18 protein-coding genes are annotated in these 14802 nt (G+C 69.1%); 5 read left to right on the top strand and 13 right to left on the bottom strand.

Annotation, left to right across the window (positions count from 1 at the left end):
• Positions 1–8: 8 nt before the first annotated feature.
• From OG205_RS33460 to OG205_RS33450, 3 genes are read right to left on the bottom strand one after another with little or no spacing between them, the layout of a single operon-like run.
• Positions 9–908: a pentapeptide repeat-containing protein gene (locus tag OG205_RS33460; protein ID WP_330271918.1), complete on the bottom strand. Its 900-nt coding sequence runs from the start codon at positions 906–908 to the stop codon at positions 9–11.
• 22 nt (positions 909–930) lie between these two features.
• Positions 931–1494: a hypothetical protein gene (locus OG205_RS33455; protein ID WP_330271917.1), complete on the bottom strand. Its 564-nt coding sequence runs from the start codon at positions 1492–1494 to the stop codon at positions 931–933.
• Positions 1495–1515: 21 nt separating this feature from the next.
• A complete protein-coding gene (locus OG205_RS33450; protein ID WP_330271916.1) occupies positions 1516–2031 on the bottom strand; it encodes a hypothetical protein in 516 nt (171 codons plus the stop codon).
• A gap of 140 nt (positions 2032–2171) precedes the next feature.
• On the opposite strand from OG205_RS33450, the gene OG205_RS33445 reads away from it, so the two are divergent.
• A complete protein-coding gene (locus OG205_RS33445; protein ID WP_330271915.1) occupies positions 2172–3191 on the top strand; it encodes an NAD(P)-binding domain-containing protein in 1020 nt (339 codons plus the stop codon).
• Here OG205_RS33445 and OG205_RS33440 read toward each other — a convergent pair.
• Together OG205_RS33440 and OG205_RS33435 are read right to left on the bottom strand one after the other, a co-directional pair.
• Positions 3188–3856: a dienelactone hydrolase family protein gene (locus OG205_RS33440; RefSeq protein WP_330271914.1), complete on the bottom strand. Its 669-nt coding sequence runs from the start codon at positions 3854–3856 to the stop codon at positions 3188–3190. The two genes, OG205_RS33445 and OG205_RS33440, sit on opposite strands and share 4 nt — an antisense overlap.
• Before the next feature lie 27 nt (positions 3857–3883).
• Complete coding sequence (locus OG205_RS33435; RefSeq protein ID WP_330271913.1) at positions 3884–4801, bottom strand: SDR family oxidoreductase; 918 nt, start codon at positions 4799–4801, stop codon at positions 3884–3886.
• A gap of 97 nt (positions 4802–4898) precedes the next feature.
• Here OG205_RS33435 and OG205_RS33430 point away from each other — a divergent pair, with 97 nt between their 5' ends.
• Both OG205_RS33430 and OG205_RS33425 read left to right on the top strand, forming a co-directional pair.
• Positions 4899–5558 carry a TetR/AcrR family transcriptional regulator gene (locus tag OG205_RS33430; protein ID WP_330271912.1) on the top strand — a complete coding sequence of 220 codons (660 nt, stop codon included), beginning with the start codon at positions 4899–4901 and terminating at the stop codon, positions 5556–5558.
• A 21-nt stretch (positions 5559–5579) separates the two neighbouring features.
• The gene (locus OG205_RS33425; protein WP_330271911.1) at positions 5580–6353 is read left to right on the top strand and encodes an HAD family hydrolase; all 774 of its coding nucleotides are present in this window, start codon (positions 5580–5582) and stop codon (positions 6351–6353) included.
• Here the strand turns inward: OG205_RS33425 and OG205_RS33420 are convergent.
• The 5 genes from OG205_RS33420 to OG205_RS33400 form a co-directional block, all read right to left on the bottom strand.
• Positions 6350–6694, bottom strand: a complete 345-nt coding sequence (locus OG205_RS33420; RefSeq protein WP_330271910.1) for an NTP pyrophosphohydrolase — start codon at positions 6692–6694, stop codon at positions 6350–6352. The two genes, OG205_RS33425 and OG205_RS33420, sit on opposite strands and share 4 nt — an antisense overlap.
• Before the next feature lie 14 nt (positions 6695–6708).
• Positions 6709–8079, bottom strand: coding sequence for a S28 family serine protease (locus tag OG205_RS33415; protein ID WP_330271909.1), 1371 nt, complete (start codon positions 8077–8079; stop codon positions 6709–6711).
• 52 nt (positions 8080–8131) lie between these two features.
• Positions 8132–8983: an NAD(P)-dependent oxidoreductase gene (locus tag OG205_RS33410; protein WP_330271908.1), complete on the bottom strand. Its 852-nt coding sequence runs from the start codon at positions 8981–8983 to the stop codon at positions 8132–8134.
• Positions 8984–9209: 226 nt separating this feature from the next.
• Positions 9210–9356, bottom strand: coding sequence for a hypothetical protein (locus OG205_RS33405; protein ID WP_169746017.1), 147 nt, complete (start codon positions 9354–9356; stop codon positions 9210–9212).
• Between the two features lie 159 nt (positions 9357–9515).
• A complete protein-coding gene (locus OG205_RS33400) occupies positions 9516–10709 on the bottom strand; it encodes an ATP-binding protein (RefSeq protein WP_030480083.1) in 1194 nt (397 codons plus the stop codon).
• 154 nt (positions 10710–10863) lie between these two features.
• On the opposite strand from OG205_RS33400, the gene OG205_RS33395 reads away from it, so the two are divergent.
• Together OG205_RS33395 and OG205_RS33390 are read left to right on the top strand one after the other, a co-directional pair.
• Positions 10864–11478: an SIMPL domain-containing protein gene (locus OG205_RS33395; protein ID WP_330271907.1), complete on the top strand. Its 615-nt coding sequence runs from the start codon at positions 10864–10866 to the stop codon at positions 11476–11478.
• A gap of 103 nt (positions 11479–11581) precedes the next feature.
• Positions 11582–12262, top strand: a complete 681-nt coding sequence (locus OG205_RS33390; protein WP_330271906.1) for a S1 family peptidase — start codon at positions 11582–11584, stop codon at positions 12260–12262.
• Here OG205_RS33390 and OG205_RS33385 read toward each other — a convergent pair.
• From OG205_RS33385 to OG205_RS33375, 3 genes are all read right to left on the bottom strand, one after another.
• The gene (locus OG205_RS33385; protein WP_330271905.1) at positions 12249–12509 is read right to left on the bottom strand and encodes a hypothetical protein; all 261 of its coding nucleotides are present in this window, start codon (positions 12507–12509) and stop codon (positions 12249–12251) included. The two genes, OG205_RS33390 and OG205_RS33385, sit on opposite strands and share 14 nt — an antisense overlap.
• A 71-nt stretch (positions 12510–12580) precedes the next feature.
• Entirely contained in the window at positions 12581–13549 is a 969-nt protein-coding gene (locus OG205_RS33380) for a serine hydrolase domain-containing protein (RefSeq protein WP_330271904.1), read from the bottom strand.
• The gene (locus OG205_RS33375) at positions 13546–14751 is read right to left on the bottom strand and encodes an acetyl-CoA C-acetyltransferase (RefSeq protein WP_330271903.1); all 1206 of its coding nucleotides are present in this window, start codon (positions 14749–14751) and stop codon (positions 13546–13548) included. Before OG205_RS33375 ends, OG205_RS33380 begins: the two co-directional genes overlap by 4 nt.
• Between the last annotated feature and the right edge of the window lie 51 nt (positions 14752–14802).

The following is a 14802-nucleotide window of genomic DNA, read 5'->3' as shown; positions in this document are numbered from 1 at the left end:
CCTGACAATTACGGGAGCTTCAGGCCCGGCTTCTCGCCGTCGTCGAACACCGGCACCGCCGTGATCACCGCTTCCGACAGGTCCACCTCACCGCCGCCGAACCGGGCCCCGCGGAACGACACCTCGCCGCTGTTGAACTCCGCACCCTCGAACCGCACGCGGCCGCCGGTGAACTGCGCGCCGTGGAACGTGACGCGCGCACCGCCGAAGGTCGCGCCGCCGAACCACACCTCGCCGCCGCTCACCTTCATGCCGTCGAACGACACCCAGCCGCCGGGGAAGCGCGCCAGGCTGAGCACCAGGTTGCCGCCGGTCATGTGGATTCCGGCGAAGTCCGCGGCGCGCAGGACTGCCCTGGTGAGGTGGAAGTCGTGGCCCTGCCAGCTCGTCGGGGCGTCGTCGCGGAGGTGGGCGGCGATGACGCTGGTGATCGAGAGGCGGACCTCGGTCTCCTCGTCGTGGTCCCATTCCGAGTCCAGCGACGGCTCGTACGGGATGCGCAGGTAGGCGCACAGGACGTCGATGCACGTCTGGCGTTGCGCGGTCCACTCGTCGGCCAGCGATGCCATCGCGTAGAGGCCGGCCAGGCGGACCGCGGGCTTGTCGTGGCCGATCTGGTTGCAGGCGGTGGCGAAGCGTTCGTTGAGGACCTTGGCGTGTTCGCGTTTCTCGGCGTACTCACCTACGCGTTGCTTGCGGTAGGCCACTACCAGCGCGACCACGCCGCCTACACCGGCAACGACCGACAGCGCGATCTTGATGATGTCGACTCGGGTGTTCACCGCGGTCGGCATGCTCAGCGCCAGCCACAGGAGGCTGGCGGCGACCGCGAAGACCGCCAGGCCGATCAGCACCACCGTGCCGATGTGCGTCCGGATCGACCAGAGTTCGCGATCAGCCTTCGCCACGGCGCGAGCCTAGTGGCGAGGGTCAGACGCTGGTGTCGTGTCCGATGTTTCCCTCGTAGACCACGTCGCCGAACGTGGCGGTGAAGTAGTCGTCGACGTAGCCCCGCCCGTCGTTCTCCCACTCGAACTTCACGCCGATGTCGATCTGCGGCAGCTCTCCGCCTGGCGGAACTTCGGCGCTGCTGCGGCAGGTCGCGGACTCCCTGGTGATGTCGCAGGTCCACCCGTCGCCGTCGCCGTTGATGACGATGGTGCGGGCGTCGCCGTTGTACTCGCTCGGCGTGATCTTGAACTGGATCATCGGCTTCGTCAGCGTCTCACCACCGGCGTTGCGGAACTTCACCACCACGTCGATCGGAAACTTCCGGTACCGGATTTGGCGTGGATACGTGGCCGCGTACCCCATCCCGTCGAGGCCCAGGTCGAACCAGTCCTGGGGCCCGGGTGCCGGTTTCTCCGTGGTGGTCGTCGGTTCCTCCACAGGAGCCGTTGTCGTGATGACCTCGGATGGCGGGTTCGGTGGTGGTGGTGGTGGCGAACAGGCCGCGACGAACAACAGCAGCAATACCCCCAGAAATCTTTCCATGCGTTCGACGGTAAACGAGGATCAGGTGCCCGCGTCGTAACGGAAGATCACGTTGGGCGCCACGTCTCCCCAGTGGACGACGACGCTGGTCTGGCCGGCCTTGGTGTGCCGCATCGTCAGTGTGAGCGGGGACCAGGTGCCACCCGGCGCGGTGGTGCCGGTGGCCGTGCAGCCGATGTCGCGGCCGCCCTCGCACGTCCATCCTTCGCCGCCGACGGTCAGGTCGCCCTCGCCGTCCATGTCCTCGACGACGAACCTGATCCGGGCGTCCGACTGCGGTGTGCTGCCGGTGTTGCGGGCTGTCAGGGTGAAGTCGATGGGCTGCACGCGGTAGACGAACCCCATCTGTTCCGGGGAGTTCTGCCATTCGCGGACGCCGTTGACGTCCGTCGTGATCTCGAACGGTTCCTGCCTGGGCGGCGTCGGCGGCATCGTGGACTCGCTCGTGGGCTCGGGGGACGGAGTGGGCTGAGGCGCGGCCTGGGAGGCGCAGGCGGCCAGCAGCAACATCAGGGCCGGCACCGCGATGAGCCTCATCGGACCAGCGTATCCGCGCGGCGGGTGTCCGGCAGGCGGGAAGGTTGGCCAGAACTCGCCGGTAGCGGTCATCATGGAGGCAGACCGCCCGTCTGAACCTTTTCGCCGTGCTTGGCGTAGAGGACGCCGGGAGGTGCGTGATGGTGGAGTACCTGGTGATCGGTGCAGGTCCGGCGGGCTTGCAGATGGGGCATTTTCTACACCGTGCAGGTCGCGACTACCTGATCGTCGAGGCGGGACCGGAGCCGGCGAGCTTCTTCCGGACGTTCCCGCGGCATCGTGTGCTCTCGACCGACGACAACTCGCTGTTCGAGGGCGTGCCGTTCGCGCGCTACAGCAAGCGGTCCTTCCCCAACGCGGACGACCTGGTGCGGTATCTGGAGGACTTCGCACGGCCGTTGAACGTCCGCTACAACACGCCGGTCAGCGACGCCGGGCAGTACAACGCGCGGCACGTCATCGTCGCCACCGGCAAGAAGCCTTACCTGCCAAGTGTTCCCGGCGTCGAGCACGCGGAGACGTACGCGACGGCCAGCACCGATCCGACCGAGTACGCGGGGAAGCGGGTGCTGATCATCGGACGTGGGCACAGCGCGTTCGAGACGGCGGACAACATCGCGTCCACCGCGCGGGTCACGCACACCGTCGGGCGGACGGTGCAGCGGGTCGTCAAGGAGGGCGACGAGTTCGTCGCGACGATCGACGGCACCGGTGAGCTGCGGTACGACAGGGTGATCGTGTGCACCGGGTTCCGCAGGGACACAACGCTCGACGCACCCGAGGCGCACGTGCTCACCGGCGACTCGATCAAGGCGATCCGGCACGCGGCCAGGGCGTTGCACCGGACGTTGGAGGCCGAGCACCACGGGGTGCCGTGGCCGCATCGCCGGTTGCGCAACCGGCCGGACGCGCTCGCCGCCACCATCGCGACGCGGGCCAGCGAGATTCCGGACGGGCTGGCGGATGTCGTTGTGACGCAAGGGCAGCACGCGTTGCTCTACGACGAGATGCCGACGGCCGAACGCAACGGGTTCGTCGTCACGAGCACGCAGGTGAGGCACTACCGGCGCAACGAGCTGATCGCGGTCGAACGCCGGTTGCACCGCAAGCCGCTGGAGAGGTTCTTCTCGCAGCAGCTCGCGGTGCCGTGCATCGCTTAGACGGGGAGCGTGCGCGTGAGGAATCGCGCGGCCACGTCCCAGGCGCGGTCGGCGGCGTCCTTGTCGTACCAGGGGCCGAGGTGGTTGAGGAACGCGTGGCCCGCGGCCTCCAGGTGGATCTCGGCGCCCTCGTGCGAGGGCACCGCGTCCGCGACCTTCTGGTAGCCGGTGATGAACGCGTCCTCGGTGCCGAAGATGAACTGGATCGGGCACGACACCTGGTCCAGCGTCCCGATCTGGTCCGGAACGCCCGAGCCGTAGAACGACACGGCGGTGTCCGGCTCGGCGGCGACGGCCGCGGCGTAGGCCAGGGTGCCGCCGAGGCAGAAGCCGAGCACGCCGACGCCGCCGGTGACCTCGGGCAGGCCGCGCAGGTACTCGACCGACGCCACGACGTCCTGCACGGCGAGCGGGAAGTCGAGGTTGCCGACGACCTCCATCGACTTCGCGATGCCGGCCTCGTCGTGCTCGCCCACCCAGCCCGGCTGGAAGCGGTGGAACAGCTCGGGCACGGCCACGACGTAGCCGAGCGCGGCGAGCTTCTCGGCGACGCCGCGCAGGTACCCGTCCAGGCCGAAGATCTCCTGGATCAGCACGATGCCGGGGCCGGAACCGGACTCCGGCACCCAAATCGGCAGCGGCATGTCGTCAACTCGATGGGTCATACATCGATCTTGCCCGAATTTCTCCGGTCACCGGCCCGCGACCTCCACCGACGTGCCGGTGAGGCGTTCGGCCTCGGTCCACAGACGCGCTGCCAGTGCCTTGTCCCTGGCAGCCCGCGGCACAGAGGCGGGCCTGGTCGGGCCGACGAGCGCCCAGCGCGGCCCGTAGTAGCCGCCGGCGACCACTGAGGGATCGGCCGCCGCGTGCAGGAGCGGCTCGGTGCCCTGCTCGACGCCCTGCGAGGGCAGGACCCGGTACCCCACCGACTCGAGGAGACCTGGCCTGCCACCGTTCAGGCGCGGGCCCGAGGTCATCAGGTTGGTGCGGGTGTAGCCGGGGTGTGCGCCGACCGAGAGCAGCGGCCAGTCGTTCTCGGTCGCGAGGTCCGCCAGGCGCACCGTCAGCAGCAGGTCGGCCAGCTTGGAGTGCGCGTAGGCCAGCGTGGGGCTGTACCGGCGGCGGGACTGCAGGTCGTCGAAGTCGATCCGCCCGCGGTACGCGGCACCGCTGCTCATCGTCACGACTCTCGGCACGGGCGCCGCCAGCAGCAACGGCAGCAGGCGGACGGTCAGGGCGAACGGGCCGAGGAAGTTGCTGGCGAGCTGGAGCTCGAAGCCGTCGACGGTCTCGGTCCGCGCGGGCACGTTCATCACGCCGGCGTTGTTGACCAGGACGTCCAACGGCTCACCCTCGGCGATCAGCTCCTCGGCGAACGTCCGCACCGATGCCTGGTCGGCCAGGTCGAGCCGCCGGACCTCCAGCCCGGCTCCTGGATGCGCGGCGAGGATCTCCGCCTCGGCTTGGCGGCCTTTGGTCTCGCTGCGCACCGCGAGGACGACGTGGGCCCCGGCTCCCGCCAGCCGTTTGGCCGCCTCCTTACCGGTGCCGCTGTTCGCGCCGGTGACGACGACGCGCTTTCCGTGCTGGTCAGGAACCTGGTACATCGTGACCCCTCATTAAGTACTGACGGTCTCTTATTTCACCAACATAACGGACCGTCGGTATCTTAGTAAAGTACCGCTGGTCTGTAATATGCGTGACATGAGCTTCCAGCGGGCGCGCACGGACGAGCAGCGCGGCGAACGGCGGCGGCAGATCCTCGCCGCCGCGGCCGCGATGCTCACCGAGATGCCGGTCGCCGAACTGACCCTCACCGCGCTCAGCCGCCGGGTCTGTCTGGCCAAGGCCAACGTCCTGCGCTACTTCGAGTCGCGGGAGGCCGTACTGCTGGCACTGCTGGAAGCGGAGATCGCGGACTGGATCGCGGAACTGGAGTCCGCGGCGTTCCCCGGCGGCACCGTCCGGGAACGCGGAGACCGGCTGGCAGATCTGCTGGCCACCTCGCTGGTGCGCCGCCCCGCGCTGTGCGACCTGGTCAGTGCCCAGTCCACCGTGCTGGAGCACAACATCTCCGCCGAGACCGCGCTCCAGCACAAGCGCGCCGTCCACAGGTACCTCGAGACGCTCGTCCGGTTCGCCGGAACGCACCTCCCCGAACTGGGCGACGAGGACGCCGCCGCCCTGATGCAGACGGTCATGCTGGTCGCGGTCGCCGCCTGGCCGGCCAGCCGCCCACCGCAGGCGGTCCTCGACGCCTACGCCGCCGATCCGGCCCTGGGCGTGATGTGCGTCGACTTCGCCGACGTCGTGCGCCGTGCCGTCGAGATGACGGCTTCCGGACTTCTCGCCCGCGGTCAGTAGTTCCTGCCCGATAATCGGCCGATGATCAGGTTGATCGCGACCGACCTCGACGGCACGCTGCTGCAACCCGGCGGGGTGCTGAGCGACCGCACCCGCGCCACGCTCCACGCCGTCGACGCGGACGTCGTGGTCGTCACGGCGCGGCCGCCTCGGTTCGTGCAGGACCTGGAGCTGACCGGCACGGCGATCTGCTCCAACGGCGCGATGATCTACGACCTGACGAACCGCGAGGTCACGCACGCGCAGACGGTGCCGCTGGACGTCGTGCGAAAGGTGTCGGAGGCATTGGCCGAGGTGATCCCGAACGTCGGCATCGCGGTCGAGACCGGGCTGGAAGTGTTGTCGGAGCCCGGTTTCCAGTGGTTCGGACCGAAGAATCCACACAGGACACTGGAGTTGCTCGCCCACGTCTTCGAGGAGGCGCACCAGGTCGTGCAGATGCTCGCCTGGGCGCCGGACGCCGAGGTCGACCACATGATGGAGATCGCCAGAGAGGCCGTCGGGCAGCACGTCACGGTCACGCACTCGGGCGGGCTCGGGTTGCTGGAGATCAGCCCGCCGGGCGTCTCGAAGGCCGCGACGCTCGAATCCCTGTGCAACACAAGGGGAATCGGCAAACACGAGGTCATCGCGTTCGGCGACATGCCCAACGACCTGTCGGTGCTGGGCTGGGCCGGCACGGCGTACGCGATGGGCAACGCGCACCCGCTGGTGAAGCAGGCCTGCACCAACCACGCGCCGCCGAACACCGAGGACGGCGTCGCACAGGTCCTCGAACAGCTCTTCCGGATCTAACGACGCGGCACCGAGGTGGGTCCCGCCACCCCGGCGCCCAGCGCCATCACCCGCTGCCGCAACGCGCGGTCAGCGGTCACCACCGTCACGACTCGTCCGGCACCTTCGTCCCGCACGACCTCGACGATCGTGTCGTCGCCCTCGCCCGGAGCGGAGACCACCCGGACGTCGTCGACGGAAGAAACGTTGCGCGCCTTGCCTTCCACGACCAGGACGACCTCCTCGTCGCGGCCGCGCAGGGCGTCGCGGAGACGTTCGGCCGCGCCCGCTCTGTCGCGCCACCACCCGTCCGGGACCGATCCCACGACGTTGGCTGCATCGACCACGAGCAACGGCTTCACGTCCTCAGAGTGCCTCAGCCCCGGCGTGCCCGCAGTGCGTCCAGCGAGTCCGGACCCTCGTCCACGGCAAGTGCCGCAACGGGAGCGGCGGAGACTCCGGCCCAGCGCAGCACGGCCGCCGTCGCGGCAGCGCGTTCCTTCTCCGGCAGCTTGGCGATGTTCGAGCCGTGGTTGCCACCAGGCACCGTGAACGACAGCGAGTCGCGCGTGCCCCGCCCGAGACGGAACGGTTCCGCGCTCCACGGGTCGTTCTGGCCGTTGACGAACAGCAGCCGCGAGCCCTGATAGCGCACCCACGAGTCCACGTCGCGCATCGCCGACCGGTCGAAACGCGGGAACCGGATGTCCGGCGACACCATCGAGCGCGGCACCGAGGAACCGGGGTGGCGCAACAGGTCGCGCACCGCCGACTCGTCGGCTTCCGGCCAGCCGAGCTGGGTGCCCGCCTGGTAGTAGTACGCCGTGTAGGGCGCGACGCCGGCGTCGTTGTAGAAGTCCCATCCGACGGTCTTGTCGATGAACGTCCAGAGGTCGTCCACCGAGGCGCCCGCGCCGGGAACCAGCGCGCACTGCTCCTGGGTGCCGTACTGCCAGAACGTGAACGGCGTGTCCAGCACCAGGATCTCCAGCGCCTTGTGCGCGCTGCCGAACTGCTTGTACGTGTAGCCCTTGGCTTCCAGCCGCGACACGATCTCGTCGCGGTGCTGCAGGACCTGCCGCTGCACGCCCTCAAGACGACGGTTGCACGTCGGGTCGTTGCCGACCTCGCGGATGAACTCGCCGTAGACGTCACGGTCGTTCACCACGTCGTTCGGCGCCACGTACGCGATGGTCGCGTCGACGTCGCGCGGGAAGAACCGGCGGTGGTAGATCGACGTCATGCCGCCCTTGCTGGCACCGGTGGAGAGCCAGCGAGCGCCGTAGATCTTCTTGAACGCGGCGACGATCCGGTGGTGGTCGCCTGCCGCCTGCCAGATGTTCAGGTCGTCCCAGTCGGCCGGCGCGGGCCGCGAGGGTGTGAAGAACCGCTGCTCGACGCTGATCTGGTTGCCGTCGACGAGCCGAGCGGGCTCGGACGGGCTGATCGTGCCGGACAGGTTGTAGCCGGAGGTGTGCAGCACCATCGGCTTCGACTCTGCCTTGTGCAGCAACGAGAAGCGCTGCTCGAACCTCGTGCCGCGTGGCCTGCGGTGGTCCGCGGGCTGCTGGATGCCGAGTACGAACGTCCGCGCGGCGCCGGACGTCCCCTCGCTGATGATCCGCACGCCGGGGATGGCGGCGATGCGGTCCTTGATGTCAGGGGCGGCGGACACGACCGCCGCGGTGGCCACGACCTGCGCGGATGCCAGGCCGAACGCCAGCAGGGAGCGTGCGAGTCTGTTCACCAGGCCAAGCTATTGAGCCCGCACACCCCGCCGGACCGGCCGATCGTCGGGCTTATTCGTAGCTGGCGAAATAAGACGCGGCCATGTCCTTGTCACCGTGACCGCCGTCGACGGCGCGGCTCAGCCGTTCGGCGGCCGCCTGAGCGACGTCGAGGCGCACGTTCGCCCGTTCCGCCGCCTCTTCGACGAGCCGCGCGTCCTTCAGCGCGTTCTCCACGGTGAACGCGGGCTCGAAGGAACGGGCGATGATCGCGCCGCCCTTCATCTGCAGGTACGGGGTGTCGATCGCGCCACCGGACACGGCCTCCAGGAACAGCTTCGGGTCGAGCCCGGACGCCTCGGCCAGCGACACGGCCTCGCCGACCGCCGCGGTCAGCGCGAGCACCCAGCTGTTCGCGACGAGCTTCAGCTTCGACGACGCACCGGCGTCGCCGACCCACATCGTGCGGGCGCCGATCACGTCGAACACCGGCTGCACGCGCTCACGCAGTTCCTCGGCACCGGACGCGAGCACGACGAGCTTGCCTTCGGCGGCGGGCTTCGTGCTGCCGAGCACGGGCGCGTCCACGAACTCCAGCCCCAGCGAACGAGCGAGTGCGATGTGGTCCTCGGTGGAGGCAATGCCGACCGTGGACGCCTGGATCCACACGGCGTCGTGCGGCAGGGACTCGGCAGCGGCCTGGATGGCCGCGGTGACCGCGGGGCCGTCGTTGAGCATCGTCAGCACGATCTCCGCGCCCTCGACGGCGGCTGCGGGGGTGTCGGCGACGGTGGCGCCCTGCGCGGCGAGCGGTTCGGCCTTGGCTCGCGTGCGGTTCCAGACCCGGACCTCATGTCCGGCCGCGGCGAGGTTGGCTGCGATGGGGGCACCCATGAGGCCGGTGCCGAGCACGGCGATCTTCATGTCCCCCAGCAAACAAGAAACCCCGCGGTGCTGCCAGGTCGGGGGTCCGACAGCACCGCGGGGTCAACAGTGACATCGGCGGACCGACGTGCGCTGTTACAACGCCATCATACTGTGGCGTGGATCACGTTTAACAGAATGAAACCCCTGGAGCGCGGGAGGTGCTCCAGGGGTTCCCGTTGGGGAGGCACTCGCGACGGGGCGCCGTGCGAGTGCCGGGTCTTGGTCAGCGGAGGGTGGTGACCTGAGCCTGGGCGATGGCCATCAGCTCGTGACGCATGGACGGGGTGGTCGCCATGTCGATCGCGCGAGCCACGGCCTTCCGGTTGCGCGCCTCGGCACGGCGGGCGCGGAGCTTCGCTGCGAAGTTCATCTCGGTCTGCACTTCCCTCTGTGAGGTCTGTTTGGCTGGTAACCCAAGTATGCACCTACGCGCGCATGAAAGCACGCGATTGTCCGGTGAGTTGGGGCACATGCCGATGAATCATCGGCTTACAACGTGAACAGCCGGACAACGCCGGGGTGCTCCGAGTCACTCCTCGCGACCGAGCAGGAACCTGCCGAAGTGCGGCACGGTGAAGGCGATCTGACCCCGTTCCGCGCTGTAGACCAGGCCTTTCTTGATGAGCGAGTCCCGCGCGGGCGAGAGCGACGAGGGCTTGCGCTTCAGGTGGTCGGCCACCTGGGCGGTGTTGACGCCCGCATCCTTTCCGTCGGTCAACTCGGCCATCGACCGGAGATACTCGCGTTCAGCGGGCGTCGCACGCTCGTATCGGGAGCCGAAGAAGCCCACGGCCAGCTCCGCGTCAGCCTCCGGAGCAGCCACGGAGACGTCCATCGCGGTGATCGGATCGGCCGGGGCGGCGTCCCAGGCGGCCTTGCCGTAGGCCTGGATGAAGTACGGGTAGCCGCCGGACGCGTCGAACAACGCGTCGAGCGCCTCGTCCGTGATGCCCGCGTCCTCCCGTTCGACCGGGGCCAGCACGGCGCGGTCGGCGTCCTCGCGACTGAGCCGGTCGATGCGGACGTAGCGGAAGAGGCGTTCCGAGTACGACTTGCTCGCGGACAGCACCGCCGGCAGGTGCGGCAGGCCCGCGCCCACGACCACCAGCGGCGCGCCGATCTGCGAAAGCTCGTGACACGCCGCGCACAACGCGCTGATGTCGTCCGGCTTGAGGTCCTGCATCTCGTCGATGAGCAGCGCGACGCCCGTGCCGACGTCCTGCGCGAGCTCGGCGACGTCGGTGAACAGCTCGACCAGGTCGATCTCGATGTCACCGGAGTCAGCCCGGCCGGACGCCGCCGGGACGTCGATGCCGGGCTGCCATCGGTCGCGCAGCTTGGCGCCGTCCGGCGCCGCCCTCAGCGCGAACGCCTTGAGAATCCCGAGGATCGCCTCGACCCGGTCCGGCGCGCGGTGCCGGACGGCGAGATCGCGGATCGCCCGGTGCAGCGCGGCCGACAACGGCCTGCGGAGGTCCGCGTCGGGCCTGGCCTCGACCTTGCCCGCACCCCAGCCGCGTTTGACGGCCATCGACCGCAGCTCGCCGAGCAGCACGGTCTTGCCGACGCCCCGCAGACCGGTCAGCACGAGACTGCGTTCGGGACGACCGCGGGCCACTCGTTCGAGCACCACCTCGAACGCGCCGACCTCTTTGTCCCGGCCGGCGAGCTCAGGAGGCCGCTGGCCTGCACCGGGGGCGAACGGATTGCGCACCGGGTCCATGGCTCGCACCGTATCCGCGTTTCTAGCGACGGCTCTAGAGACGCGCAGACGAACCTCGAAGTGGGGCCGGATGCCGCTGTATACGTTTATCTAGTGATAGAGCAATAGAGCTCAATAGTTGCGGATGAACCCCGGTGCCGGTTGGCTGCGTGACGTGGCTGAAGTCGTGACAAAGGGGACCGGCGAGGTCGAGCGGACCGCCGACCGCGCCCAGGTGGACGTGACGTTCGAGGCTCTCGGCGCCGAACGCTCCGAGGCGGTGAGCACGCTCAACCAGCGCATTTCCGGTATCGAGCCGCTGCTCACGGAGTTCGAGGTGCGGTCGCGGCAGCTGTCCGCGCACGACAACTGGGACAACAACCAGCGCGTCGGCAGCCGCGCGTCGCAGCAGTACGTGATCTGGGTGAAGGACCTGGACCGCCTCGACGGGCTGCTGGCCGAACTCGTGCAGGCGGAGCCGTCCTGGATCAACGGCCCGTCGTGGACGCTCGTCGACGACACCGAGGCCATCCGCGAGGCGCAACGAGAAGCCGTGGCGGACGCACTGCGTCGTGCCGAGGGCTACGCGTCGGCGCTGGGGCGGCGGCTCGGGCCGTTGCTGCGCATCGGTGACACGGAGGGCGGCGCGCACTACCAGCCGCGGATGATGAGCGGCGCCGCGTCGTTCGAGATGGCGGGGCCCGCCGGGATGGTCGACCAGCTGAACCTGAAGGCACAGCAGATCACCGTCTCGGCTTCGTGCACCGCCGCCTGGTCGTTGCTCGACTGACAAGCCGACAGGGCTGCTTCTGGGCATCGTCCTGAGGTCTGACGCGCGGATCGTGCTGCGGCGTGATCCGCGCTGACGACGTCAGTCCATAGCGTTCTGCTCCATGCGGAACTTGTTGATCGGCATGGTCGTCGGGGCGGCCGCCATGGCTTCCATCGCGCCGGCGCACGCGATCATCGGCGGGGAGACGGCGACCGGGAAGCACACGTGGATCGCCGATCTGGGGCACGACGACAACGGGCACGGCTGCGGTGGCGGCCTGATCGCCTCGCAGTGGGTCGTGACGGCCGAACACTGTCTGGGCACGGTCGCGGTCGGCACGCCGATCCGGATCGGTTCCCACGACCGACTGGAGGGCGGCACCGTCGTCGCCGTCGAGAGCGTGCACAAGGGCGACTACGGCGACATCGGCCTGGTCAAACTGAAGAACCCGGTGGCAGAGGCACCGCTGACCGTCGGACCGATGCCGGTGTCCGGGCCGATCCGGCTGCTGGGCTGGGGCATGGACGCGCAGTCGTCGCCGACGTCGCCGCGTGAGCTGAAGCAGCTCGACACCGAGGTGCTCGGCCAGTGCGGCGGGGACGACGAGATCTGCGTGAAGCAGTCCGGCGACGCCGCCGCGTGCCACGGTGACTCGGGAACGCCCGCGGTCGTCGACGGCAAGGTCGTCGCAGTGACGAGCCGTGGTCCTATCGGGCCGTGCGGCGGCGAAGGCTGGACCGTCTACACCGCCGTAGCGCCGCATCAGGCGTGGATCGACAGCACGATCACTAGTGCCCGTTGAGTGATTCCATCGTGTTGTGCACCGCAACGGCGTCGCGGTCGCCCGGACGGGCCTTGAGCCAGTTCTTGAGCCACTCGACGCGGCGTTTGGCGGCCGCTGCCAGCGTCAACGTGATGTAGGCGCGGCGCTCCCACTCGCGCGCCGATCGCATCGCGTCGGCGGCCGGCCTCCACTCGTCGCGAAGGGTGCCGACGAGTGCGCGCGCCAGCACCGGATCTTTCTCGGGATCGACCTGCAGGTCCGGCATTCCCCCACCCCCAGTGTCGCTGCGACGCGACACTGTGAGTGTGCATGAAGGACCGTCCGGTTCGGCAAGCCTTACTCGGCCGCGTACCGCCAGAAGTCGCGCATGATCGCGGTCGGGGTGGGACTCGTCATGGCCGTGCGGGTGAGCAGGATCGTGACCGCGTCCTGGGCAGGGACGACGTGCGCGGCCGTGCCGGAACCGCCGACCCAGCCGTAGCGGCCTGGCGAGTTCCACGGGTCGATCTCGGCGATGTCGACGCTGCCGCCGATGCCCCAGCCCTGGCCCTCCAGGAAGATGCGCGCGGCCTCGCGTTCCTGCTCGGACGTCGTGTCGGTCGCCAGTTGCGGCAGCAGGTCGCTGGTGAGCAGGAAGCGGTTGAAGGCCAGCAGGTCGTCCACAGTGGACTTGAGGCCGCCGCCGCCGGACGGGAAGACGTCGCTGACGAAGCCGGTGTTCGTCATGCCGAGCGGCTCGTAGAAACGGTCGGCCAGGTAGCCCGGGAGTGAACCCGTGACGCGGTCGGCCAGCACGCCGAGCACGTCGTATCCGGTGTTGTAGAGCCACCCTTCGCCGGGCTGGTGCAGCAACGGGACCTGGGCGAGACGCTTCAGCCACTCGTCCGGGGCCGGCAGGTCCGCGACGCCGTGCAGGTGTGCCTCTTCGAAGAGTTTGGCGGTGGCGGGCAACGAGAAGTCCGCCGTGAAGCCCCAGCCGGAGCGGGACGTCAGCAGGTGCCGGACGGTGATCGGCCCCGTCGCCGGGACGACGTCGGCGATCTCGCTGGCCGGCGTGCGGACGACCAGCGGGTTCGCCAGTTCCGGCAGCCAGTTCGCGATCGGGTCGTCGAGCCCGATCCTGCCGTCCCGCACCAGGAGCGCCGCCGCCGTGGCGACGATCGGCTTGCTGATCGAGGCGATCGGGAAGACCGCCTCGCGGGACTCGCCGACCGCAGCGAACTCGACGCTGCCGCCTCGGGCGATGACGGCGACCGAGACCGGAACGGTGTCGCGGTGGGACTCGAGCAGCGTCTGCAGCGTCACCGTTCCAAGATAGCCGTGATGCCCTGGCCGCCGGCGGCGCAAATGGACACGAACCCGCGACCGCTTCCCCTCTGGTGCAACAACTTCGCCAAGGTCGCGACAATTCGGCCACCGGTGGCGGCGAACGGGTGGCCTGCCGCGAGCGACGAGCCGTTGACGTTCAGTTTGGACCTGTCGATCTCGCCGAGTTCCTTCTCCCAGGCCTTCAGCGTGGCGAGCACCTGCGACGCGAACGCCTCGTGCACCTCGTAGAAGTCGAAGTCCTGCAGCGTGAGGCCCGCCTTGTCGAGCATGCGCGGTGCGGCGTGCACGGGTGCCATGAGCAGGCCCTCGTCGCCGTGCACGTAGTCGACGGCGGCGGTCTCGGCGAACGTCAGGTAGGCGAGGACCGGAAGCTTGCGTTCAGCGGCCCACTCCTCGGTGGCGAGCAGGACCGCGGAGGCACCGTCGGAGAGCGGGGTCGAGTTGCCGGCGGTCATCGTGTCGCCGAAGACCGGCTTGAGCTTGGCGAGCTTCTCGGCGCTGCTGTCCGGGCGGAGGTTCTGGTCGCGGGTCAGGCCCAGGTACGGGGTGACGAGGTCGTCGAAGAAGCCCTCGTCGTAGGCGCGGGCGAGGTTCTGGTGGCTGCGTGCGGTGAGTTCGTCCTGGTCCTCGCGCGTGATGCCGTACTCGGCGGCGGTGATGGCCGCGTGCTCGCCCATGGACATGCCGGTGCGCGGTTCGCCGTTGCGGGGCAGGTGCGGGACGACGTGGCCGGGGCGCAGCTTCGTCAGCAGGCTGACCTTGCGGGTGCGGTTGAACTCCAGCAGGAGCTTGCGGAAGTTCTCGTTCACGCCGATCGGCGCGTCGCTGGTGGTGTCGACGCCGCCCGCGATGCCCGCCTCGATCTGGCCGAGCGCGATCTTGTTCGCGACCGCGATGATCGCCTGCAGACCGGTGCCGCACGCCTGCTGGAGGTCGTAGGCGGGGGTCTCGGGACTGAGTTTGCTGCCGAGGACCGACTCGCGGACGAGGTTGAAGTCGCGCGAGTGCTTCAGCACGGCGCCCGCGACCACCTCACCGAGGCGTACGCCCTGCAGGCCGAAGCGGCTCACCAGGCCGTCCAGCACCGTCGTGAACATGTCCTGGTTCGACGCGGTGGCGTACGGGCCGTTCGAGCGGGCGAACGGGATGCGGTTGCCGCCGATGATCGCTACTCGCATGCCGCCATACTACCTACTAGCGGGTAGACTTACTAGCGAGTAGGTTGTGTG

It is taken from the genome of Lentzea sp. NBC_00516 (assembly GCF_036346835.1).
GTDB lineage: Bacteria > Actinomycetota > Actinomycetes > Mycobacteriales > Pseudonocardiaceae > Lentzea > Lentzea sokolovensis.
Note: the sequence above shows the minus strand (reverse complement) of the source record. Positions and strands in the feature narration are given on the sequence as shown.